Origin of the sequence: Nocardia sp. CC227C (genome assembly GCF_030767025.1) — a bacterium.
Lineage (GTDB): Bacteria > Actinomycetota > Actinomycetes > Mycobacteriales > Mycobacteriaceae > Nocardia.
Genome location: NZ_JASITE010000009.1, coordinates 164,408 through 189,151 on the forward strand (window position 1 = coordinate 164,408; position 24,744 = coordinate 189,151).

The following is a 24,744-nucleotide window of genomic DNA, read 5'->3' on the forward strand; positions in this document are numbered from 1 at the left end:
ATCGGGTGGTTTTGCCCCACCGACGAAGGGCCATGCGCGGGATCGACATCGGCGCGAGAAATTTCCCGAGAATCTTGTGGAACGGCCGAGGCGCAGGTCAGAGCCCGCGCAGCCGGTCGGCGAGATAGCGGCGCTCGGCATCGGTCGGTGCCAGCGTCAACGCTTCCTCGTAGGCCGAGGCCGCCGCGTCGGCCCGGCCGTCCCGGCGCAGCAGGTCCGCCCGGGTCGCGGGCAGCAGGTAGTAGCCGTCCAGGCGTCCGGACGCGGCGAGCTCGTCGACCAGGGCCAGACCCTCCGGGATGCCCGCGGACATGGCCACCGCCACCGCGCGATTGAGCTCGACCACGGGTGAGGGCGCCAGCCGCGCCAGCTCGCCGTAGAGCAGCGCGATCTGCGCCCAGTCGGTGCCCGCGGCATCGGGCGCGGTGGCGTGGCAGGCGGCGATCGCGGCCTGCACCTGATACGGCCCGGGACGCCGCAGGGTCAGCGCCTCGTCCAGCGTGGCCACGCCCTCCGCGATCAGCGCGCGATCCCAGCGGGACCGGTCCTGGTCCTCCAGCGTGACCAGCACGCCGTCGGCGGTGCGCTGGTCCCGGCGCGCCTCGTGCAACAGCATCAGCGCCAGCAGACCGCGCACCTCGGGCTCGGCGGGCAGCAGTCGGGCCAGCATCCGGGCGAGGTGGATGCCCTCGCCCGTCAGCGCACGCTGTCCGTCCTCGTCGCCGTACCCCTGATTGAAGATCAGATAGAGCACCGCCAGCACCGCGGGCAGCCGGTGCGGCAACAGTTCCGCCGGTGGCACCCGATACGGGATCCCGGCCTCGACGATCTTGCGCTTGGCGCGCACCAGGCGCTGCGCCATGGTGGACTCGGCGGTCAGGAACGCCCGCGCGATCTCGGCCGTACTCAGCCCCGCCAGCGTCCGCAGGGTGAGCGCGACCCGGGCCGGAAACGGCAGCGCGGGATGGCAACACGTGAAGATCAGCCGCAACAGCTCGTCCGGGATGGCGGTCGTCGCGGGTTCGACGGGATCCCGGATCAGCACGGCGAGCTGCCGCAGTTTCCTGCTCGCGGCGGTGTCGCGGCGCAGCCGGTCGGTGGCGCGGTTGCGCGCCGTCGTGGTGAGCCACGCCCCCGGACGATTCGGAACGCCGTCGCGCTCCCACGCCACCAATGCCGCGGCGAACGCGTCCTGCGCGCAGTCCTCGGCCAGTTGCCAGTCCCCCGTCGCCCCGATCAGGGTGGCGACCACCTGCCCCCACTCGTCCCGGTACGCCGCCGCGACGGCGTCTCGAACCTGCTGCGGCGCGGTCATTCCCACACGGGCCGGACCTCGACGCACCCCCGGCTCGCATACGGGTGCCGCGCCGCGATCTCGATCGCCTCGTCCAGATCCGCGCACTCGATGATGTCGATACCGCCGATGAAGTCCTTCGTCTCCGCGAACGGCCCATCGGACACCAGCGTCTCCCCGTCCCGCACCCGCACCGTCGTCGCATCGGCCACCGGCCGCAACCGCGCACCGCCCAACACGCCGCCGCGTCGTTCCACCTCCGCGGAGTACTCCGCGAACGCCGGATCCGCCGCGATCTCCGCCATGCTCGGCACGATCTTCTCGTCGTCGCAGATCAGCAAGACGTACTTCATGCCCCCAATATGCCGGACCGACCCGTCGCGAACCAGCGAAACGCGGGACCCCGACACCGACTCCGCACGCTCGGTCCAGGTCGAGACGCCCTCGCGCAGCGCGGACATCAGGGCGCGGATGAGCGGCCCCTCCGCGGCGGCGCGCCAGACCATCCGGATATCCCGGCGCAGCGGTGTGGCACAGCGAACGAACCGCACCCCCGGCGGTGCGGCGCGCTGTGCGAGTTCCGGAATCAGCGCGGCCGCCAGACCGGCTGCGACCAGACTCAATTGGGTGGCGTAATCGGCCACCGTATAACGGATTTCGGGTTCCACACCGCACCCGCGGCCCCAGTGCAGGAGGGCGTCGTACGGGTCGGTTCCGGCCGGGCAGTTCGTCCACGCCAGGTCACCCAGAGCCGCGAGATCGAGTTCATCGGCGGCGGCGAGGGGGTGATCGGCGGCGAGGGCGATATCGACCGACTCGCTGAGCAGCACATGCCCGACAACGCCGTCGGGCAGCCGCAGCGGACGCGTCGGCCAGTCGTCGGCGAGCACGGCGTCGAGATCCCCGGTGAACAGCCGCGGCAACAACTCGATCACCTCGCCGTCGCACACGCTCGGTCGCACCCGTGGATGCTCGCGCAGGAGCGAACCCAGTGCGGTGGTCAGCAGTCCGCGCACGGTGCTGCTCACCGCGCCGATACGCAGCGGCCCGACGGCTTCGCCCCGCAGATCCCGCAGATCGGCCTCCGCGGCCTCGGCGCACCGCACGACCGCCCGCGCGTGGGCGGCCAGCACCAGGCCGGCGCGGGTGAGCCGGATGCCCCGGCCGGCGGGCTCCAGCAGTTGGTGACCGGTCTCCCGTTCCAGCTTGTCGATCTGCTGCGAGAGCCCGGAGGCGGTGATGTGCAGTTCCCGCGCCGCACCCGCGATGGAGCCGTGCGACGCGACGGCCGCGAGCGCGCGCAGCCGATCCAATCCGAACACCTAAGCAACGCTACTGATTTCCGCCAAGAAATGCGGACTGTTCCTAATCTCTCGCATGCCGCACGGTGACAACTATGACCGTCACGCCCACCTCACCGCCCGCACGGCCCCTCGGTCTGCGCGGTATCCCGCCGGAGTTGCTGCTGCTGACCGGCGTGACCTGCACCGCCGCCTCGGCCGCGTTCATCGCCCTCGCCGCGACCAGCGCGGGGACCGCCGCGTTCTTCCGATGCGCCCTCGCCCTGCCCGTGCTCATCCCGCTCGCGCTCGCCGAACGCCGCCGTGCTGCCGCCGCCGCTGCCGCCGCCTCTGCCGCCTCCGCCTCCGCTGCCGCCGCCTCCGCCTCCGCCGCTGCCTCTGCCTCCGCCGCTGCCTCGTGGCGAATCCATCCCGCACCCCTGGCCGCGGGAGCGCTACTGGGCATCGACTACGTGTTCTGGTCGGCGAGCATCCACGAGGTGGGCGCGGCGGTGTCCACGGTTCTGATCAATATCCAGATCATCGTGTTCCCGATCCTGGCCGCCGCCGTGGACCGCACACCGGTCCCGCGGCGATTCCGGCTGACCGCACCGATCATGCTCGTCGGCATCGTGCTGGCCAGCGGTGCGACCGCAGGCCCCACCGGTGCCGGCGACCCGCTCGCGGGTCTGGCCTACGGCACCTGCGCCGGACTGGCCTACTCCGGCTACCTCTATCTCATGCGCCGCGGCAGCATCGCCGGTTCGGCCGTCACCCCCGTGTGCACATCCACCACCGCCGCCGCCTGCACCGCGGGCGCATTCGGACTGCTCTGGGGCGGAATAGATTTCACCCCCGACCGCAGCGCCATGGGCTGGCTGCTCGCACTGGCGCTCCTCGGCCAGGTCCTCACCTGGCTGCTCATCACCACCGCGCTCCCCCGCCTGTCCCCCGGCACCGGCTCCGCTCTCCTCGCCCTGCACCCCGTCCTGGCCATCGCCCTCGGCGTAGGCATCGGCGAACACCTCACCGCCCTCCAGTTCGGGGGCTGCGCCGTGGTCGTCGTCACCGCGTACCTCGCGACCCGCGGGCAGCGCGCCGTCCCGGCAGCGAGTGACCGGCGGACCGCATGACGCACAGCCCGACGGCCCGTCCAGAGCACTATCCGTTCCGATCCGAGTGCTCGACGATGAAATCGGCGAGTGCGGTGCTCACCTTCTCCGGTTCACCGTCGTTCTGTTCGGCGGCGGCCGAGACCACGTCGGCGTGGCGATAGTGCGGAGCCTGGACGGCTTCGGCGGGCAGCAGTGGCACAGCGGGATTCAGCAGCGCGAACAGGGGGCTCACGAGCCGCAGTGGTTCCGCCACGATTCCCTCGCCGCCCAGCACGGTGAGAGTGGGCAGCTGTCGTGACGCTTCGGGCCACAGCAGGTTCGCGAACTTCCCGGACCTGGCGTACGCCTGCGTGAACGCCGTGTTGTCCAGTTGCAGCATGGTCGGGAAGTAGGGTTCGAACATCGTCGCCGGGGTGTCGAACATGGACAGTGCGAGTTCGCGCAGGTCGGTGACATTGGATTCCCTCGTCTCGTACGGGGACCCGTCCGCGCGCGGCTGCGGCTCCTCCCGGTAGCCACGCCAGCCGCACAGGACGGCCGGATCGAGCGGGCCCACCTTGGCCCCGCCCGGACCCGCGGTCCGATCGATCACCGGACCGACCAGCGGGATGTCGGCGATCCACTGCGGTAGCGGGAAGGAACGGTCACCGACCGGGCAACCGTCGAAACTGCCGACGCCCGCCTGGAAGCCCGCTATGAACTGGGAGTTCTTGTCCATGAGCGCCCCGAACAGGGCGGCATTGGTGAACCGGAAGTCGCGCACCGCCGGATCCAGCGGCGAACGGCCAAGCAGCACTTGCAGATTGGCGTCCAGCTGGAGGTTGTGCGGTAGACGGCGCAGCAGGTCGGACTCGCGATCCGGCGCGAAGTACGCCGCGAGCGCGGCAATGGTCACCAGGGTGAACACCATGGGCGTGGCACCGATGAGGGTATCGGTGTCGGGCGCGACTCCCGCCGCGACCAGCGTGCTCGCCGCGGTGTTCGCCACCGCCCCCGCGGCACCCGCCAGCGGTCCCAGTACGGGATTGCGTGCCAGCCCGGCGGGATCGGTGGACACCAGCGTATCGAGGGCGAATACGCCGCCGCTGCACAGCGCGGCGCCCGAGTCGGCGGTGGTGGCCGGATCGCCGTCGAAGTCCCAGCCGGCCAGCAGGCTGGTGACCAACCCCCCGTAGGAGTGCCCGCCACAGAACACCGTCGGGCCGGTCGCGGGATCGGGCACCGCTTCGGTGACGATACGCCGCCAATCGCCGATGGTCTGCACCTGATCTATCGACCGCAGGAATCCGAGTCGGCTCCAGTCGAGGAATCCCTCGAACACCTTGCCGTCCACGGGCTTTCCGTGGAAGTAGTAGTCGAGCGCGACACCGGCGTCACCGGACCGTTCGGCGGCGAGCAGGCCGGTGTTGTCGACCAGGCAGTTGGACCGGCGGCTGATCGCCCAGTACTCGATGTGGCGCCCCTGCGCGGCAGCCTTCGCCACCACCTGCCGGGCATTGATGGCGAGGCTGGCGGCCCCGGCGTAGAAGCCCGGCTGCGCGGTGACGATGGCATCTGCCTCGGACGAGCGCTGTGGCCCGTCCGCATGCCGGAATCGCAGGTACCCGATGCGGTCACAGGCCTCCGGCCGCGGGCCCGCCGCCGACGGCAGCGGCGAATCCAAGGTGACGTAGGAGGTGATGACATCGGACGGTCCGGCCGCCGAATCAACGATCGATTCGCTCCGTTCGGGCGTCGGCGTGGCATGCGCAGGAACGGCGACCGATGATCCCGCGATCGCCGTCACCGCCACGGCCGCGACAATCCAGCTGCGGCCGCGCGCAGAGCGGAACAACACATTCGCCCCCTAGGTCGAACGGCATGCCCGCCGTGCGGGCACACCCACTGGCGCGACGGTCTCCCGACCGTCGCACTCGAACTCGGTCGTCTCGCACATACGGCGTCGCTCGTCGGCATCGAGTGTTCGGCCACGGCCCGGATCGGCGATATCACCACCACCGCGAGCCGAGCTCGCCCTGGCACCCGGCCGTTATGCGCTGCGTCACAGCCTCGGCCGTAGTGTGTCATACATCAATGTGCGCAGGCACAGTCACGCACTGCCGCATCTGTGCCTGCCGCAATCTGGCGGCGTCGAAGAACGCCCGGCGAGAGCTGACGGTATCCGCCAGCAGGTCGCCGACGGCCGATGTCGCGCTGCACAACGGCGCGGCGCAAGCTCGGTACGAAAGTACAAACGCGCAGTTCATAGCGTGCCGGTCGGATCCATTGCCAGGACGGTGAGCGCCATCACCGCCGGCGGGTCATTGTGCGGCGCACCACGCCGTCGCTAGTGTTTTCGAAACCAGTCGGTTCCACAAATCCCGGTGCCGACCCGAACTCTTCGAATCCACCGACCGAGAGACCCATGTCCATGATGTTTCGCCGCACCTGGGCGAGTTCCCTGGGGACCGCCGCCCTGGTCGCCACCCTCTCCCTGTCCGCCCCGCCCGTCGCCGCCCAGTCCGACCTCGAGGCCGACTGCGCGGAACCGGCCGCCGGACAGCTGTTCGAGCGCCGTGATCCCGCCATGACGGGAATGGATCCGGCCGCGGTGGACGACGCGCTCGAGTTCGGCGCACGCGCGGGCGGGTATGCGCTGCAGATCTATCGCCACGGCTGCCTCGTCGGTGACCGGACCCCGACCGGAAACCTGCCACTGCCGCTGGCGAGCGCCACCAAGGGCATCGCCTCCATGGTGTTCGGACGTGCGATCTCGATGGGCTACTTCACCGTCGACGACACCCTCGGGACGTTCTTTCCGCAGGCCGATCCCGAGCACGCCGCGCTCACCGTCCGTCAGGTCCTGAACCAGAACACCGGCCTGCGCTTCAGTTGGCCCACCGACGTCGCCGGTCTCTACACCGACGCCGCCGCGCAAACGCTGGCGCAGCCGTTCGATCACGAGCCGGGCACCACCTTCCAGTACGCCCAGAACGTCATCGTGCTGCTGGTGCAGATCGTCGAGACCACCACCGGACTCGACTTCCAGGACTTCGCGCAACGAGAGCTCTTCGGCCCCGTGGGTATCGACCGCCCGAACTGGGTCTGGCTGCGTGATCGGAGCGGCAACACCGCCGTCAACGGCGGCCTCGCCATGCGACCCGCGGATCTGGGACGGCTGGGCCGCTTACTGCTCCAGGAGGGCCGCTGGCAGGACCGTCGAATCATCGACGCCGACTACCTACGCCAAGCTCGCACCCCGAGCGACACCAACGGCGGCTACGGATTCCTGTTCTGGCTCAATGCCGGAGACAGCTACCGAGGCACCGAGGTACCGGTCGCCAATACCTACGACCACCCGGTATTCCCGGGCTCCCCCCGCGACCTGTACACGCTCGAGGGCGCACTCGGCCAGTTCGTCACCATCGTCCCCAGTCGCGACCTCGTGATAGTCCGGCTCGGCATACCGACCCGCCTCGACTTCACCAACCCGATCGCACTGCTCACCGGTAGCGGCAACCCCGACAACGCGGAACTCTTCCGGCGGGTGACCGCCGCCGTGAACGACGTACCCGGCGAACCCCACGACGACCCGTACCGGTACCCCCACCAGCCGCTGCGGCTGAGCGGTCTCGACGATCTCGGCAAGCTGGTCGATCCGCTCAACGCGGCCGCCGTCCTGCTCGGGGTCGGCCCGTACGCCTCCACAGCCTGCAATGTGCTGTGGTGCAACGGGAAACCCGTCCCGGTGGACGTCTTTCGGCTACTCCTCGACGTCGGCGGACAGGTCGCGGCCGCGGTACTCGCCCTCGGCAACACACCCCGGTAGCCCGCGACCGGCGGACTCAGTCCAGCAACTGCTCGATCCGGGTGGTGCAGAAGCCGGTGATGTCCATATCGGCAGGCAACTGGACGCGATGGGCCATGCGCAGCAGGGGAACCGAGAGCAGGACAGCCGCCAGCATCTCGTTGTACCGCAGATTCCGGACCGCCATGCCGGTGCGATCCTCGTAATGGCGGACCGTCTCCTCCCGGGACGGCGTGCCGGGCAGCGGTGTGAGACCCTCGAATTCACTGCTGGCCCAGTCCAGGAACAGCAACCAGGCGAGATCGGCCTCGTGATCACCGAGGTAGGCGATCTCCCAGTCCAGCACCCCGCTCACCCGGAAGTCGCTGTCGTAGAGAATATTCGACATCCGGGCGTCACCCCAGCACAGCACGGTGTGTTCGGGTTCGTACGCCGCGTCGCGCAGCCAGGTGATGGCGTGCCGATAGATCCGCGGCGTCTCGCCGCAGGCCCAGGACAATGCCTCGTCCAGGTAGTTGACCACCTGCTCGACCGGCCCGGCGCCGTAGCGGGGCAGGGCGAGGAAGTCCAGACGCAGTGCCTTCCAGTCCAATCGGTGCACCGCGGCGATGGTGTCGACGCAACCCCACCACATGCGGGCCCGCTGTTCGGGAGTGGCTTCGAAGTAGTTGCCCGCCACATGGTAGGAGGGAAAGTCCCCGGGCGCTTCCCCCGCGAGGCGGCTCATCACGAAGTACGGGCTTCCGATATCCGCGCCCGCTCGTTCCGACCACAGTACCGTCGGCACCGGGATATCGGTCGCGGCCAGCCGTCGCATGACCAGGATCTGGCGCAGCAGATCATAGTCCGGGAACAGCGAGGTCTCCGGCGGCCGTCGCATGACCAGCGGCAGTACGCCGTCCGCATGCTCGATGTCGAACAGGTAGGTCTCGGTCGCGAACCCGCGGGCGGTGCGGGCGACATCGCGGATGCGGGCACCCTCCGGCATCGGGATGTGCCGTCGTGCGGCACGCTCCAGCGCCGGTGCCAGCTCGTGCGCGGGCAGTCTGGTGGTCATGGTCAGAATCCCTCGAATCCGTACCGCGCATTGCGACCGAGGAACACCATCTCGACCAGTCCGTGGCCTACCCTGCCCTCGGTTTCGACGCGGCAGAACGTCTCGCTGAGCATGCTGGCCTGTTTCAGATCCGCGGTGTCGGTGAGGTCCGCGACGAAGTGGTCGCTCCACCGCGGGCCCTTCCACATGCCGGAGGCATAACCGCGGTAGTGGTCGTATCCGGCGATGCCCGGCCAGAAATCGGAGAGGGGGGTGATGGCGAACCGGCGTCGGCGGCCGTCGGCGCTGTGCACGGTGAAGTCACCGCCGCTCACGATCCGGAAGTCGTCGCGGAAGGTCAGCGCGTGCTCGGTGTTCAGGATCGGTACCGGTTTCGCGTCCGAGCCCGAGCGTGGCAGCACCGTGCCCTCGAAGTGCCAGCGCTGCCCGTCCGCGGTCTCGCGCTGCGCGAAATGCACCAGTTCGTCCTCGAACTGGAAGATGCCCATGTAGTAGAGGACGCCGTCGGGAACCTCGTTGGGCTGCAACCCTTCTCCCTCGGGCAGACTGCCGCCGCCACCGCCGTGCCGGATACCCCAGGAATGATCACGCCCGAACCACCAGGTGTCCGGATCGATGTCGATGCGCTCGCCGTCGATCTCCATCCACCCGCTGATGCGCCCGTTCTGATAGTAACGCCGGGCATCCTCCCGTACCCGGCCACGGGAACGGAAGAACGCGGGTTCCTGTTCGTAGGCAGGGAATTCGCCTTCGAAGTCGAGCCGCAGCCGGATGCCGTGTTCATTGTCGTCGAGGGTGACGCGCACGGCGCGCAACGGATCGATGACCTCGTACCGGTAGGGCCCGACCTGCCAGGCTCCCACACCGTCGTAGCGCCCGCCGATCTCGCGGGACATGCGCACCACGTGGGCCTGTTCGCCGCCGATGGTGATCATGGCGTAGGCGTCGGTGACATTGCGGTTGGGGTAGCGGGCCATTCCGGTCATCACGCTCACCGACCCGGTGGTGTCGAAGCCGTAGAGCACGACCCGTTCGGTCCAGCGCAGATCGCTCTGCCCGACATGGTCGAAGGTGGTGGGTAGCTGATGGCAGAGCAGTTCGTCCTGGGGGGTCAACATGATCGGCTGCCTCTCGAAGGTAATGCGGTCGGTGCGATGGAGGAGGGACTCGGGGGGCCGCCCCGAATGGGTTCGATGACTCAGCGCAGCAGCTTCGCGCGCAGTTTCGCCACGGTGCCGTCGGTCATGCCGAGGCCGTCGGTGAGATAGCTCCGCACCGAACCGTAGGACTGATCCATCTGCGCCAGTGCGGCATTCAGATAGCTCGCCTCGACTCCGAGGAGGGGATCGTAGATCCTGGCCACCTGTTCCCCGTACTGTGCCACGATCTGATCACGACGTTCCTTGATCGAGGCCGCCGAGTACTCGTTGGACAGCAGGAAATCCGACATGATCGTGTCGCGATCCACTCCCGCCAGCCCCAGCAGGGTGGCGGCCACCCAGCCGGTGCGGTCCTTGCCCGCGTTGCAGTGAAAGACCTGGGGCCCTTCGGCATCGGCGAGCTCGGTCAGCAGTTGCCCGATCGCCGCCCGTTCGGCCGCGCCGGTCACGAAGGTCCGGTACATGGTTCGCGCGAACTCACGGGCTTCCTCGGGCGTGCGCACTTGGCGCGCCGCCTCCTCGATATCACCGGTCAGGATGGGGATGTTGCGGTAGGCCGCGCCCTCGGGCACCCGATCGGGATTCTCCTCGATCTCCTCGGGCGTGCGCAGATCGTAGACGACGGTCAGGCGCAGCGATTGCAGCGCCACGAGATCCGCGTCACTCGGGGTGAAGGCGTTGGCACGATAGAAGACACCCCGCGACACCCGATGTCCCTCGGCCGCGGCGTAGCCGGAACCGGTGCCGCCGACATCACGGAAGTTGTCCACCGATGCCAGGCGCGGAGCCCCCGGACCGACCGCATCGCCGGAACTGCCGGAGCCACCGGAAGATCCGGTGTCGAAGGGGAGCACCGGAGCCGGATCGGCCTGTGCGACGCCATATCCGGAGAACAGCGTCACGCCGGCGACCGCGGTGGCCGCCGCCGCCCGGAGGAACTTGTGGTGGATTGTCATTCGAGTCCTTTCGATCCTGTCGACCACCGGTCACGACGTTCGTGAAACCGGGTGACGGCACGGCGGACCGGCCATGTCAGGAAACCGGATTTTGTCGTTACAGTGTGTAACGACCCGGTCGTGACACAATGTAACGACGACCACAGTTCAACGCAAGGGGAATCGGGTGACGAAACGACGCGAGGGTGGACACCGACTGGGGTCCAAGCGTGATTCCGCCGTCGATACCGCCGTACTGGACGCGACGCGGCGGCTGCTGGTCGAACGGGGCTACGGCGCGACGTCGATCGACGCCATCGCCAAACTCGCCGAGGTGGGCCGACCGACGATCTATCGCCGCTGGCCGTCCAAGGCGCATATCGTCAACGACACGATCTACCCGACCGTCGGCCCGGAGATGGAACCGGCCGCGACCTTCGCCGAGGACATCGCGCGACTGGTCGCGGGCGCGGTCACGGTGTTCGCCGATCCCGCGACCCGCGAGGCCGCCCCGGGCCTCATGAACGAGGTGCGCACGGACGCGAGCCTGCACGACGCCCTGATCACCGGACAGCTGGCCTCGATCCGCGAGGAACTCGCCCGCCGGGTCGAGGCCGCGCGCGAACGCGGCGAGGCCCGCCCCGACGTGGATGCGGACATCCTCATCGACGTCATCGCCGGCGCCGCGATCTTCGCCTTGTCGGTGCGTGACGTCGAGGACACCGCGGCCCTGACCTCCGGCCTCACCTCATTGCTGCTACGGGGCGTCCTCGCCGACCCGGCCGCTGATGGGACGCGGTGAACCCGGCCGGTGCGCTTTCGCCGCCGCGGCCGCGGCAATGGTCACACGGACATCACCGATCGGCCGGAAGTGTGCATATGCACAATATGCGCGCGTCCAATGCTGCTCCATTACGGCGTATCGCCTGAAGCCGATCGAGAGACGCCGGTAATACTGTGCAAGGCGACAATTCAACTGGGTACCATCCACAACCATGGATACCCCGAGGTACCCGCCGGATGGCTTCGTGGCCCGCGCCTGCGCCGCGCTGCTGGACCGTATCGACGAGGTGGTGGCCGTCGTCGCCGCGGAGATCGAGCGCGCCGAACCCGTCTACGGCACCCAACGCCTGGTCGGCGGCGATGATCTGCGCCGAAACAACCGAGAGAACCTCGGGGCCATCCTCCGTTACCTGGCCGGATATCCGGGCGGTCTCGGCACCGCCATGCCGCGCGAGACCGGATATCGCCGGGCCCAGGACGGTGTCCCCTTGCCCGCCGTACTGCGGGCGTACCGCATCGGTACCGGGGTCGTGTGGAACCAGCTGCTGACCATGACCGACCACGACCCGACAGCCGAACGCGAACTGCTGGACGCGGCGTCGGAGGTATGGAAGCTGGTGGACGAGTATTCGCAGGCAATGACGACCGGTTACCAGGAAGCGGTGGCCGAGCGACTGCGCAGCGATGCCCGCGCCCACGACGCGGCGCTGGACGCCCTGCTGACCGGGCACGCGGATGGAGCGCGGATGTGGGAGTGCGCCCGCACTCTCGGACTGCCCGCCTCCGGCCAGTTCGTCGTGGTGGTGGCCGCCACCGACGCGGTGAACGTGACCCCCGGGGTCGGTAAATCCCTCGCCATGCTCGGAGTCGCGTCGGCATGGCGGGTCCGCGTGGACAGCCACGCCGGAATCATCGCGCTCACCCCCCGGTTCACCGACCAGCGACTGTGCTCGGCACTCACCGAGCGCGCGGTGGGTCGAGTCGGCATCAGCTCCCCCTACACCGGTCTGACCGAAACACCGGCCGCGCTGCGTCAAGCCGAACTAGCCTGTGCGGCAACGGAACCTGGATCACACGAGGTGATCCGCTACCGTGACGCACTGATCCCGATGCTGCTGGCGGGATCTCCGGAAGTGGCCTCGGCACTGGCGGATTCGGTACTCGCGCCGATCCTCGCGCTGCCCGCGCACGACCGCGACACCCTCCTCGATACCGCTCGCATGTGGTTCGCCCACGACGGCGAGGTGTCGACCGTCGCGTCGGCGCTCTACTGCCACCGGAATACGGTGCGGTTTCGGGTGAATCGGATCGCGGATCTCACCGGTCGTCGGCTGTCCTCGCCGCGGGCGGCCACCGAGATACAGCTGGCGTTGGAAGCCTGCCGCATACTCGACAGGCCATCGCGCACTCCTCGAATCGCACCGGACCCCGGACGCCGAGAGCCGGACGCCGGGGCGTCAGTCGTAGACGGCGGCCACGTCGTCGGCGTACTTGCGCAGCACGACCGCGCGCTTCAGTGACATCTTCGGGGTCAGTTCACCGCCCTCCTGAGTCCACTCCGCGGCGAGGACACGCACTTTCTTGATGGCCTCGGCCTTGGAGACCAGGCTATTGGTTTCCGCGACCGCGGCGTCGATCTCGCCGAGCAGAGCCGGATGCCGTACCAGTTCCCCGATCTCGAGGGCGGGATCGATACCGTGACGCTGTCGCCATCCGGACAGCGCGTCACGATCGAGCGTGATCAGCACCCCGATGAACGGCTTGCCCTCGCCGACGATCATGCACTGTCCGACGAGGGGGTGGGCACGCAGTGCGTCCTCGAGCGGCGCGGGTGAGACGTTCTTGCCCGCGGCGGTGACGACGATCTCCTTCTTGCGGCCGGTGATGGTGACGAAGCCGTCGTCGTCGACCGCGCCCAGATCGCCGGTGCGGAACCAATCGCCCTCGAAGGATTCGGCCGTGGCCATCGGGTTGTTCCAGTAGCCGCCGAATACGACAGGACCCTTCAACAGCAGCTCGCCGTCTTCGGCGATGCGCACCGCGTGGCCCGCCAGCGGGCGGCCCACGGAACCGACACGCAGGTGGTTCTCGGTGTTCAGGGTAATGGCGGCACTGGTTTCGGTGAGGCCGTAGCCCTCGTAGACGGGCAGCCCGATACCCCGGAAGAAGTGACCGAGGCGCGCGCCGAGCGGCCCACCGCCGGAGATCGCACCCACGCACCGGCCACCCAATGCCGCCCGCAGTTTCGCGTAGACGAGCCGGTCGAAGAGGGCGTGCCGCAATCGCAGCGTCAGGCCCGGACCTCCCGTCCGCATCGCGCGGCTCCATTCGATGGCGGTATCGGCGGCGAGAGCGAAGATCCGCCCCTTTCCGCTGTCGTAGGCACGCTGTTCGGCGGAGTTGTAGATCTTCTCGAACACCCGGGGCACCGCGAGGATGAAAGTCGGCCGATACGAGGCGAATCGGTCGGTCAGCGTGCCCCAGTCCGCGGTGTGGGCGACCGTCACCTTGGCCGCGAGCGCACCGACGGAGATGGCGCGGGCGAATACGTGGGCAAGCGGCAGGAACATCAGTGTGCGCTGTCCCTCGTGCAGCAGGCTCGCCAGCGCGATCCGCCCGGATGTGGCCTCCGCCAACAGGTTCGCGTGCGTCAGCACGACCCCCTTGGGACGCCCGGTGGTGCCCGAGGTGTAGATGAGCGTGGCGGGCGAGGACGCGTGCACGTGACGGCGGCGCTCGGACAGCGCGTCGTCGCCCACCGTCGCACCGCGGGCGATGAGCGTATCCACGGCGGCGGCGTCGATTCGCAGGGTCTCCCGCAGCTCGGGCGCAGCGACGTCGGCGACGGTACGCGCATGGCGTTCGTGCTCCACGATCAACAGTGCGGCTCCGGAATCCTCGAGAATCCACCGCGCCTGTTCGGTCGACGAGGAGTCGTAGATGGCGACCGTGCACGCGCCCGCCATCCAGATGGCGTAGTCCAGCAGTGCCCATTCGTAGCGGGTGGCGGACATGAGCGCGACCCGATCCCCCACGCCGATACCGCTCGCGATGAGCCCCTTGGCGACCGCCCGCACCTGCTGGGCGAATTCAGCGGCGGTGACGTCCGCCCACCCGTCCCCCTCGGGCACCTGGAAGGCGACGAAGTCGGGTGCGGTGCGGGCGAGTTCGCCGACGATGTCGCTCAGCGCCGCGTCCTCGGCGATGGTGTACGACGCCGGAACCTCGTACTCGCGCCGCGCGACCGCTGTAGTTCCCATCCACATCTCCTCCGACATGGCCGGACGGACGGCGTCCGGCGAACGGGCACCTGCCCTGCTCGGCACGCGAGTGGCCGCGACCGGATCACCATCGTCGCGAGGAGCGGGCCGCGTCACAATGTGCCGGTGAACTCGGAGTACGGCACGCGGTTGTGCACCGCGCCAACCGGCTCGGACCTGTTCGGCTGCCGTCACGGCCGCCCGCACAGGGCGTCCCACGCGGCGACGGTCAGCCGCACCAGCCCGGCGGCCGACAATCCGGTCCGCTCACCCAGCCGTTCGGCCGCCTCGGCCATGTCCGCGCCGCCACTCACCTCGGCGCACACCGCTCTGCCCGCGTCCAGCAGCTGCCCCTCGGAACGCGCGGCGAATTCACCGCCACGCGCCAGCGCCGCCAAGAACTCCCGGTCGTCCGCCGACAGCACGGATTCGACGCCCGGCCGGGTGAGGGCGGTGGTGTTCATTCCGGAGTCGGCACCCGGCACACCAGCATTCGATCCCGACAACGCCGGATCGGCCTCCCGCACAGCGGATTCGGTATCCGACATTGTCGTGATACGCGATTCAGCGGGCTCGCGGGCCGGAAGCTGACCGCGCTCGACCCATCCGCCCACGCCGAGAATCAGTGCCACACCCGCGAATCCGATGCCGACCGCGGTCAGGGCGGTCAATGTCGTCCTGCCGAGAGGCTGCCGACCGCGTGACGAGTCGGCGACAGGTGTGGCCACCGGCGCGGCGCGAACGGCATCGCGCGGCGACCGGGCCGGGGGCGCGCCATCGCGATCCCCGCGGGCCACGCGATCCTGGGCGGCAGCGGCGCTGATGCGGTGGACCAGCCATTCCAGCGGGCCACGCCGGAAAGCCCGCAGCCACAGCACCGATACCACCATCACGATCGCAATGAATCCGGCGAACGCGGCCACCGAGAATCGAGTCTGCGGGCCGACGAGCGACAGGAACGCCAGATGTCCCGCGTACCAGGTCAGCGTCATCGACCCCAATGCCGTCAGCGGTCGCAGCAGCCACCGGGCGGCGGGGCGGTCGAGCAGCGCCGACAGAACGCCCAGCAGCAGCGCCGCAACCCCGATCATGAACACGATACCGACCGCACTGACCGCGTACAGGCCGGGCATGCGCAGCAGTTGGAGCGGGTTCGAGGCGGTGTGCTCGGTGAGCGCCCAGTCGGGGAAGAGCATCGGCGCCAGCCACGACACCAGCAGTGCGGCCAGCGCCAGGGACGTACCACCGACGACGAGACCCCCGCGCACCGTCCTGGCGCGCAGGTCCAGCCGCCCGAGCGCCAGACCCGCCAGTACCAGCGGTATCCCGTAGACGGTCTGGAACCCGCCGCCGGTGAACACGAGTGAGAACAGGTAGTCACCCCACCGGTCGGGGTTGATCAGGAGTTCCAGACCGTTCGGAGTCTCGGTCATCAGCCACTCCGCATGCCGGTCCAGGACCCATACGGCATACAGCGTCACTGCCGGAACAGCCAGTGCGGCAAGCAATCCCAGGGTCCGCGCCCGCAGCGTGGTGAATGCCAGCAGGAACACCAGCAGCACCGCGTAGTACTCGAGCACCGACGGTGCGAACGAGCCGATACCCAGGCCGATGACGAACAGCGCGGCGGCGCGCGCCGCGATCCGCCGCCGCGCGAGCGTCCCGGCACGTCCGGAGTACAGCCGCGACCCACCGGTCATCAAGGCCACCGAGACTCCGGCCAGCAGTACGAACAGGCTCATGGCCCGCGAGGACGTCTGCGTCTGCAACCACTCGATCGGCACGGGCACCTCGCCGAGCCCACCGGCCCGCAACCACCCGGTGAGGTGGAAGTGCATGACGAACACGCCGAGCAGCGCGATCCCCCGCACGGCGTCGACGCCCGGCAGCCGACGCGCGGCGGGCGCGGGCACCGGTTCCGGTGGTGGCGCAATGGACGGAATGGTCGGCGATCCAGCGATTGATTGCATGCCGACCACGGTGCCGGGCGCATGTCCGCCTACCGTCCGCGTTGTGTCGCAGCCGCGTCGCAAACGCTCAGGATTGCGCAGGACAGCCCACCGGTCCGATTTCCGCGCCGTGCGTGGGAATGATGACCACGGTCGCGGGTGGGCGACCTGCCTGCCGGTGCACCCCCAGCGCCGTACACGCGATCTGCGATACCGCCAGGTCGGTCAACTCAGCACGCGGTACCGGCATCCGGATGGTGATGCGGTCGTCGAATTCGGTGACCGACGACATCGGGCCGCTGTCCGACCACGGCACCTCCGAATACAGCCCGTCCCCCGGATTCGGAATGCGCGAGAGCAGGTCCAGAGCACCGGGGATACCGCCGAGGCTGCCGGTCGGACGCGCCTGCGGCACCAGATCTCCGCCCGCCCCGACGAAGTACAGCGTCACCCCCGGTGCGATTCCGGTCGGGGCGTCACCGGCCTCGAGCACGGCGCTGCCGGTGATTCCGCATCCCGTGCACAATGCTGCCGCGGCGGCGGCGTACAACCATCGAATGTCACGTCTGTGGCGGTAGCTCATCGTGCATCGGCTCCGATCGTCGAGGTAGGCGGACGGTGAAGCGGGCCCCACCCTCCGGCGCGTTGTCGGCGACGATGTCGCCGCCGTGCAGACGGGCGTGCTCCCGGGCGATGGCGAGTCCGAGACCGCTTCCGGGCGTGCGGGATCGGGAGGCGTCGACCTTGTAGAAGCGGTCGAAGACCCGACCGGGGTCATCGGGTGGCAGTCCCGGGCCGTGATCGACGACCACGATCGTCACGGTGTCCGCGTCGGCCCGGACGGTCATCCGCACGGGCGGCGCGCCGTGGGTGAGGGCGTTACCGACCAGATTGGCGACGATCACGTCCAAGCGTCGCGGATCGAGTACGGCATCGACGGACTCCGGCGCGTCGACTTCGACCCGGTCGACCCAGTTCCGGGCGCGCAAGGTGTCCAGCATGGCCGACCGGACCCGAAGCGCTTGCGGCCGCAGTGTTTCCGTATCGGCATCGAAGCGGGACACCTCGATGAGATCGGCCACCAGGGCGGTGAGCCGAGCAGTCGCGTCGACCGCCAGGCGGGCGGAGGTTCGCTGATCCTCGCTCAACTGTTCGGCGTCGGCCGCCATCACCTCGACCACGGCGGTGAGAGCGGACAGCGGGGTGCGCAGCTCGTGTGAGACATCGGCGACGAATCGCCGTGCCTCCGACTCGGACTCGCGCAGTCGCCGCATCGAATCCTGCAATCGCGCGGCCATATCGTCGACCGTGCGGGTCAGGTCGGCCAGCTCGTCGGACCCGCGCGCGCCGACCCGCGCGGACAGGTCTCCGGCAGCCAGTCGCCGCGCCGCGCTGCGTAATTCGCGCACGGGCCGCAGCACAGTCTGGGCAGCCAGCAGGGCGAGCGCGGCGGCCAGCGGCAGTGCCAGCGCGCTGGTGAGCGCCGCCGCCCGCGCGGCCGAGTCGATCTCCTCCTGGGTTTCGGCCAGATCCCGTACCGCGTACACCTCGATGCCGGACCGGGTGCGTCCGCCGTCGACGCCCGTGATCATGATCGGCGTACCGATCACCAGCTTCGGTCCGGCGACACGCTGCACCACGAGACCGTCCCGGTCACGTACCGCCGCGCGTACGGCGGCGGTCACCACATTCACGTCCGGGCCGGTCCGAGCGACGTGGCCGCCCCCGACCACCAGTGCGGATTCTCCCACGACATCGCGTATGCGATCGACGGTCTGCTGGTCGGGCGGGTAGGTCAGCCCGGGCGCGATATCGGTGACGCGCCGGTGCATCCCCTCGGCCATCCGGTCCTGCGCCTCGGACACCAGGGCGGCGCGGGCGGCCGCGTAGCTGGCCCAGGCCGCCGATACCGCGCCCAGGGTGGCCACCAGCACGAAGGCGACCAGGAAACGGGTGCGCAGCCCGGCCAATCGCGTCACAGCGGACCGAATCGGTAGCCGAAGCCGCGGACGGTCTGCACATACCGAGGCGAGGCGGGATCGTCCTCGATCTTGGCGCGCAGCCGCTGCACGCCATTGTCGACCAGCCGGGAATCGCCGAGATAGTCGTGCTCCCATACCATTTCGAGCAGCTGCTGACGGCTGAACACCTGCCCCGGCGCAGCCGAGAGCTCCAACAGCAGGCGCAATTCCGTCGGCGTCAGCGCTATGGCGCGGCCGTTCTTCCGGACCGTCATGGCCGCACGGTCCAGTTCGAGATTCCCGAACAGTTCGTGCCGCGCCTGCTGCGGTGTGCCGCGACGCAGCACCGCGCGGATACGCGCATCCAGCACTCGCGGCAACACCGGCTTCACGACGTAATCGTCCGCACCCGCCTCCAGTCCGCCGACCACGTCGATATCGTCGTCCCGCGCCGTGAGCATGATGATCGCCACCGCCGAGCGGGCACGCAACCGCCGGCACACCTCGAAGCCGTCGATCCCCGGCAGCATGAGGTCGAGGACCACCACGTCAATGCTGGAATCGGCGAGGCTGGAATCGGCGAGGCGCACACCCTCCTCACCGGTGGCCGCGAGCCGCACCCTGTGCCCGTGCCGCCGCAGCGCCAGCCCGAGGCCCTCTCGGATCGCCGGATCATCCTCGATCAACAGTACGTCCGCCACGCCGCCTCATCATTCCATCCGGGAAGGGCGGTACCGAGCATCGTTCGCCGGGAATTCGCCACTTCCCGGCGACTCGCGGTGCTCGGTACGCCGTCGACTTCAGGGCCTACGAGTCTGGGGACCGCATTCCTCGCGGAAGTAGCCCTGACCGGGCTGTGGACCGGTGGGTACCCACTCGCGCAGGCAGTCGCCGTAGCGCTCCACATATCCACGATTCTGCGGATAGTCACCTCCGAAACTCGGGCTCGCGCTACCGGTTCCGAAGGGGCTCCCCGCCGCCACCGCGGTTCCCACGGTGGTGAGGGCCGCTGCGGCGATCAGAGCAGCGGCGATAGATCTTCGCATTGTCATTCGACCTTCCGGTGGTGTTCTTCGATACGACCAGCACTCTCGCGGTCGGATGTCCGAGCACCGTGGCGGCTGTGTCGCGAATCTGTCGCAACCGCTCGTCCCTCGGGTCAGAAGGCGATGATGTTGAAATGCGCGCCGGAAGGATCGGAGAGCCGGGCGCCGAGGCCGGTGCCGACCGGCACGTCGTAGACCGGTCGCACGATCCCGGCACCCAAGTCGACGGCGTGATCGACCGCCCGTTGCGCGTCGGGCACCAGGAACGCCACCTCCCACCGCGACCGTGATACGTCCGGCCCGAGCTCGAAGATCCCCCCGCGCGGCTGCTCCTGGTCGTGCATCGTGACGAACCTCGAACCGGGTGTGTCGGATTGGCTCTCGGTGTGCAATCCGAAGGTCTTCGTCATGAATTCGACGGTGACGGGCCAGTCGACTGTTTCGATCTCGGTCCATACGGGCGTTCCCGTGCCCACGGCCCGCTCGGCATCGAGCTGGGACCCGATGACCCCGATCGAGGAGTTCACGGGGTCGGTCACCACCGCCAGTGATCCGACGCCGGGAACCTCCCCGACAGGACGCTGCACCCGCCCGCCGTTGGACTGGACCCCGGCCAGGGTTCCGTCGAGGTCGTCCGTCGACAGATAGGTCAGCCACCCGTCCGGCTGCGGCGTGGCGGACGATCGCTCGACCAGCCCCGCGACGGGTCGACCATCCTTGCGGAACAGGATGTACTTGCCGAACTCGCTCGTCGCGGCGGGCTCAGCGGTCCAGTCGAACATCTGAATGTAGAACCCGATGGCTTTCGCCGGGTTCGGGGTGGTGACATCGAACCAGGACGGCAATCCGAACATCGCGAACTCCTTCGCAGGTCGCTTCGGTTTGATTCAGGCGTCTTTCGCATGGGACGTCATGGCTCCCACACCACTGCGATCGGCTACATGTTCCTCGAGATATCGCGCCACTGATTCCAGCTCCGCCACCGGATACCGCGCATTGCGCGCTCGGTTGGCGTCCCGCAGCGGTGCGTACAGCCTTTCGAACGCTGCCAGCCGACCCCGGTCGGGAACGAGCACGATCCGACGCCGGTCCTTCGCGTCGGGCTCGCGCCGGATGAAACCGGCCGCTTCCAACCGATCGAGCACCCGGGTAACGCTGGTGGACGGCAGTCCGGTGGCTCCGGCAACCTCACCGTGTGAGGCAGGCCCCCCGGGCATGGCCACGAGGTTGAGCACCTCCATATCGATCATGCGCAAGCCGAGTCGCCGTGCGACGACGTCGTTGACGAATACCGCCCGCGCGATGAGCTGCCGTATCGCCCGCTCGATGCGCCCATCGACATCCGACCGATCGCGCATGACCACACCATCCATTCCCGGTTCGGGTATATCCGTACATCAATATTCCCGATACGGGACTATATCAGCAATCATCCAGCGATCCACTGTGCCGTACACCACCGTCACCCCTGTCCGGTCCCCGAGACTGCTGGCCGATCACCGACCGGACGACGGCGGATCGGTGTGCTGCTGGCGGGCGAAGACCTCGACGCCGCACCGAGCTCCGGTGCCATCACCGTCGACGGCAGCCGATCCCGGCTTTCGCGATGGTCATACCGACGGCATCGCGTATTGGACTGTCGTGAGTTCCGCACCGCCGTGGCCACTCCGAACAGCGCGCCACGCGGCAATAGCGGATATGCGCTACCGCCGGTGTTCGGTGTCGCCGGGCAGAACGAATCGATGGATGGCAGCTGCGAACTGTCGCAACCGCTCACCAGCTTCCAGGTAAGTCACAACCGTTGCGGCCCAGGAATCGAGGCATGCGCGACGCACTCGACGGCGCGCTCCCCGGGTGACTGGCCCGTCCACTCGCTCGAAACGTTTGCGACCGTAGCGGTTCGAGCGTTGCGTGGGACCGTGCGACGGTAGAGATCACGCGCTGTGAGATGGCGCATGGTGTCAGGGCCGTGGCGCAGACGACCGGTGCGATATGGAGTGCGTCTCCGGCAGGGTGGTGCTGACGAATTCGCGAGCCGATATGGAGGGCCCATGCCCATTCAGAGCATCTCCTCATTCTCGCTATTCGCCGATCGCGCTGACCGGCAGCCGTCCGCGACAGCCGTGATCGACGGCGATCACGCGATCTCGTACCGGGATCTACGCGACTCGAGCGAATTGCTCGCCGAGCGCTTACGCGACTCGGGCATCGGTCCGGGCCATGTGGTGCCGATCATCGCGCACCGTTCCATCGCATTGGTGGTGGGAATACTCGGCGTCATGCGGACGGGCGCCGCTTATACACTGATCGACGAAGGCGATCCGCCGAAACGCCGTGCCCGGATTCTCACGCAATGCGCTACTCCGATTTACCTGACGACGCGGCCGGACGCGAACTCCATCGGTGGTGTGTCGATACATATTTCCGACGAACACATCCGCTCGGCCGATGACGGCTGTGATGGACCCCTTTCCGCAGCGGAAGACGCCGCGTATGTGGTTTTCACCTCCGGCACCACCGGTACCCCCAAAGGCGTCGTCATCGGCAGTCGTGCTCTGACACGGCTGGTGCATTGGCACAACGAACGATTCGGGATGAACGACACCTCGCGAACGACGCTCATGTGCGGCGTCGGCTTCGATGTCCTGCAATGGGAGATCTGGTCATCGTTGTGTGCGGGCGCTACCCTGCACATCGTCGAACCCGCCGTCCGCGCCGATCCCGCCGCACTACTGGCGTTCTACACCGATCACCGGATCACACACGCCTACGTACCGACGGTGCTGGTGCCCGATATCGTCGGACAGCCGGTGCCGGACAGGTTGACGTTGCGGTATCTGTTCTGCGCGGGCGAGAAGCTGTATCCGGTTGCCACCGACGAACTCCCGTACACGCTGGTCGACTACTACGGCCCCACCGAGGCTACGATTTTCGCGACCTGCCGCGTGGTGGTGCCGGGGAGCGACAAACGCACACCGTCGATCGGGTCCCCCATCTCCGACACCGAGGTGTTCATCCTCGACGAGCACCTGACCGATGTGCCCCCGGGTGAGGTGGGAGAGCTGTGCCTGTCCGGCACCTGCCTCGCACTGGAATATCTGGGTGATCCGGACCTGACGAACGCACGGTTCATATGGTCGCCACGCCATGAACGGCGGCTCTATCGCACCGGTGACCTCGGACGTCGACTGCCCGACGGCACCATAGAATTCCTCGGCCGTCAGGACGACCAGGTGAAGATCCGGGGATACCGGATCGAGCTGGGGGAAATCGATACCGCCCTCCTCGGCAACCGCCTGGTCAAGCAGGCAGTCACCCTCGTCGACAGCGATACCGGCGGGCGAGGAACGAAACGGCTGGCAGCTTTCGTCGTCCCGCGCGACAGCGCGACCGCCCCCGATGACCTGGTCCGGGCGCTGCGCTCGCATGTCCGCGACGAACTTCCCGACTACATGCAGCCCGGCATCTACCACTGCCTGGCGGAGCTGCCGCTGACCACCAACGGAAAGATCGATCGCGCGAAGCTGCGCGCGATCCTGTCCGAAACACGCGGTACGGCAATCGAAATCACCGGCCTGCACGACGAGCTCGAACGTGACATCGCCGAGGTATGGCGACACGCGCTCGGGCACAGCCGATTCACCGCGACGGACAACTTCTTCGACGTGGGCGGACACTCACTGCTCACGACGGCCCTGATCGACGAGATCTCGCACCGGCTGGGTACGCGCGCCTACATCTGGGATTTCTACGGGAACCCGACGATCCGCGGCCTGGCCGCCGCGCTGCGCCAGCGCGGCGGGCAACCCCTGGCATGGGAGGGCGAACCGGTCCGAGAACTGGCCGAGGACATCTACCTGCCCGACGGGCTCGACCTCTCCGGCGGATACGACGAACGCCAGCTGCTCGCACCGGATCACATTCTCCTCACCGGCGTGACCGGCGTGGTCGGGGTGCATCTGCTCGAACGACTGCTGAGCGGTACTGATGCCGTCGTGCACTGCCCGGTACGCGCGGGCTCGACCGCGCTCGCCCGCGAACGGCTTCGTCGCGTCATCGTGCGCTATGAACTCGAGATCGACGCCTGGGACCGGATCCGGGTCTACGCCGGTGATCTCGCCGAGCCGCGGTTCGGCCTCGCCGAGGAGCAGTACGCCGAACTGACACGCCTGGTCGACGTGATCTACCACTCGGCGAGCGCGGCCAATTTCATTCAGTCCTACGCGTATATGCGCCGAGACAATGTCGAGGGCCTGCGGAAGATCATCGGATTCGCCGCCGACCACCGCGTCAAACCCCTGCTGTTGGTGTCGTCGATATCGGTCTACAGCTGGGGGCATCTGTTCACCGGGAAGACGACGATGTACGAGGCCGACGACATCGATCAGAACCTCGAAGCCATCACCACCGACCTCGGCTATATGCGCAGCAAATGGGTGATGGAGAAGATCGCCCGACTGGCCGCCTCACAAGGTCTGCCGGTCATGACCTTCCGCCTGGGCTATGCCACCTGCAACAGCCGAACCGGCCATGCGGCCACCTATCAATGGTGGCCACGACTGGTGAAAACCTGCGTCGCACTCGGCGCCGTACCCGATCTCCGGAATCTGCGCGAGGGGCTCACCACGGTCGACTACATCGCCGACAGTATCGCCGCCATCGGACGCCAGCCCGACGCCGTGGGCAAGAACTTCAACGTCGTCCCGGCCCAGGATCACATCGTGACCCTGCGCGGGTTCTTCGAATTGCTCGAACAATACTTCGGGTACGAATTCGATGTCATACCGTTCACCGACTGGGTACACCTCTGGAAAGACGATCCACAGGCACCGCTGTACCCGCTACTGAGCATGTTCAACGACCGGGTACTCGACGGGAAATCAACCATCGAGCTCTACCAGAACACGTACCTGTGGGGGAAAGAGAATGTCCTGGACCACCTTTCGGGAACAGGAATCGAAGAACCGGTGTTCACGAAAGAAATCCTCGAACGCTACCTCCGGCACGTCCTCGCAGAACCGTACATCCCGGCCCGCCTCGCCCGAGCCGAGTGACGCTCCGGAGGGCGTTCGGCAGTGGCATCGCGGTGACGGCGGCGTCGATACGGCCGTCGCCGC

18 protein-coding genes are annotated in these 24,744 nt (G+C 68.2%); 5 read left to right on the forward strand and 13 right to left on the reverse strand.

The features are described from left to right. Window positions 1-97: 97 nt before the first annotated feature. Both QMO76_RS20065 and QMO76_RS20070 read right to left on the reverse strand, forming a co-directional pair. Complete coding sequence (locus tag QMO76_RS20065; protein ID WP_306362955.1) at window positions 98-1,315, reverse strand: RNA polymerase sigma factor; 1,218 nt, start codon at window positions 1,313-1,315, stop codon at window positions 98-100. Then, complete coding sequence (locus QMO76_RS20070; RefSeq protein WP_306362852.1) at window positions 1,312-2,616, reverse strand: LysR substrate-binding domain-containing protein; 1,305 nt, start codon at window positions 2,614-2,616, stop codon at window positions 1,312-1,314. The genes QMO76_RS20065 and QMO76_RS20070 overlap by 4 nt, the downstream gene beginning before the upstream one ends. Window positions 2,617-2,690: 74 nt before the next feature. On the opposite strand from QMO76_RS20070, the gene QMO76_RS20075 reads away from it, so the two are divergent. Then, entirely contained in the window at window positions 2,691-3,707 is a 1,017-nt protein-coding gene (locus tag QMO76_RS20075) for a DMT family transporter (protein ID WP_306362853.1), read from the forward strand. A 28-nt stretch (window positions 3,708-3,735) separates the two neighbouring features. On the opposite strand, the gene QMO76_RS20080 is transcribed toward QMO76_RS20075, so the two are convergent. Then, window positions 3,736-5,526, reverse strand: coding sequence for a hypothetical protein (locus QMO76_RS20080; RefSeq protein WP_306362854.1), 1,791 nt, complete (start codon window positions 5,524-5,526; stop codon window positions 3,736-3,738). A gap of 567 nt (window positions 5,527-6,093) precedes the next feature. Here QMO76_RS20080 and QMO76_RS20085 point away from each other — a divergent pair. Further along, entirely contained in the window at window positions 6,094-7,497 is a 1,404-nt protein-coding gene (locus QMO76_RS20085) for a serine hydrolase (RefSeq protein ID WP_306362855.1), read from the forward strand. 16 nt (window positions 7,498-7,513) lie between these two features. Here the strand turns inward: QMO76_RS20085 and QMO76_RS20090 are convergent, their stop codons facing one another. From QMO76_RS20090 to QMO76_RS20100, 3 genes are all read right to left on the reverse strand, one after another. After that, a complete protein-coding gene (locus QMO76_RS20090; protein WP_306362856.1) occupies window positions 7,514-8,533 on the reverse strand; it encodes a phosphotransferase family protein in 1,020 nt (339 codons plus the stop codon). A gap of 2 nt (window positions 8,534-8,535) precedes the next feature. After that, the gene (locus tag QMO76_RS20095; protein WP_306362857.1) at window positions 8,536-9,651 is read right to left on the reverse strand and encodes a hypothetical protein; all 1,116 of its coding nucleotides are present in this window, start codon (window positions 9,649-9,651) and stop codon (window positions 8,536-8,538) included. An 80-nt stretch (window positions 9,652-9,731) separates the two neighbouring features. Continuing rightward, a complete protein-coding gene (locus tag QMO76_RS20100; RefSeq protein ID WP_306362858.1) occupies window positions 9,732-10,649 on the reverse strand; it encodes a tyrosine-protein phosphatase in 918 nt (305 codons plus the stop codon). Window positions 10,650-10,815: 166 nt separating this feature from the next. Between QMO76_RS20100 and QMO76_RS20105 the strand changes: the two genes are divergently transcribed. Beyond that, on the forward strand, window positions 10,816-11,430 hold the full coding sequence (locus tag QMO76_RS20105; RefSeq protein WP_306362859.1) for a TetR/AcrR family transcriptional regulator: 615 nt from the start codon (window positions 10,816-10,818) through the stop codon (window positions 11,428-11,430). A 193-nt stretch (window positions 11,431-11,623) separates the two neighbouring features. Beyond that, complete coding sequence (locus tag QMO76_RS20110; protein WP_306362860.1) at window positions 11,624-12,931, forward strand: CdaR family transcriptional regulator; 1,308 nt, start codon at window positions 11,624-11,626, stop codon at window positions 12,929-12,931. Here the strand turns inward: QMO76_RS20110 and QMO76_RS20115 are convergent. From QMO76_RS20115 to QMO76_RS20145, 7 genes are all read right to left on the reverse strand, one after another. Continuing rightward, window positions 12,869-14,671: a long-chain fatty acid--CoA ligase gene (locus QMO76_RS20115; RefSeq protein WP_306362861.1), complete on the reverse strand. Its 1,803-nt coding sequence runs from the start codon at window positions 14,669-14,671 to the stop codon at window positions 12,869-12,871. The genes QMO76_RS20110 and QMO76_RS20115 overlap by 63 nt on opposite strands. Before the next feature lie 191 nt (window positions 14,672-14,862). Then, complete coding sequence (locus tag QMO76_RS20120; RefSeq protein ID WP_306362862.1) at window positions 14,863-16,641, reverse strand: DUF418 domain-containing protein; 1,779 nt, start codon at window positions 16,639-16,641, stop codon at window positions 14,863-14,865. A gap of 67 nt (window positions 16,642-16,708) precedes the next feature. Beyond that, the gene (locus QMO76_RS20125) at window positions 16,709-17,170 is read right to left on the reverse strand and encodes a hypothetical protein (RefSeq protein ID WP_306362863.1); all 462 of its coding nucleotides are present in this window, start codon (window positions 17,168-17,170) and stop codon (window positions 16,709-16,711) included. 10 nt (window positions 17,171-17,180) lie between these two features. Further along, window positions 17,181-18,599, reverse strand: a complete 1,419-nt coding sequence (locus QMO76_RS20130; protein ID WP_306362864.1) for a HAMP domain-containing sensor histidine kinase — start codon at window positions 18,597-18,599, stop codon at window positions 17,181-17,183. Next, window positions 18,596-19,282 (reverse strand): response regulator transcription factor, encoded by a 687-nt coding sequence (locus QMO76_RS20135; RefSeq protein ID WP_306362865.1) that lies wholly within the window; start codon window positions 19,280-19,282, stop codon window positions 18,596-18,598. The genes QMO76_RS20130 and QMO76_RS20135 overlap by 4 nt, the downstream gene beginning before the upstream one ends. A 458-nt stretch (window positions 19,283-19,740) precedes the next feature. Beyond that, window positions 19,741-20,481 (reverse strand): VOC family protein, encoded by a 741-nt coding sequence (locus QMO76_RS20140; RefSeq protein WP_306362866.1) that lies wholly within the window; start codon window positions 20,479-20,481, stop codon window positions 19,741-19,743. A 33-nt stretch (window positions 20,482-20,514) separates the two neighbouring features. Continuing rightward, a complete protein-coding gene (locus tag QMO76_RS20145) occupies window positions 20,515-20,985 on the reverse strand; it encodes a MarR family winged helix-turn-helix transcriptional regulator (protein WP_306362867.1) in 471 nt (156 codons plus the stop codon). Between the two features lie 693 nt (window positions 20,986-21,678). Here QMO76_RS20145 and QMO76_RS20150 point away from each other — a divergent pair. After that, window positions 21,679-24,681: a non-ribosomal peptide synthetase gene (locus QMO76_RS20150; protein ID WP_306362868.1), complete on the forward strand. Its 3,003-nt coding sequence runs from the start codon at window positions 21,679-21,681 to the stop codon at window positions 24,679-24,681. The last annotated feature ends 63 nt before the right edge of the window (window positions 24,682-24,744 follow it).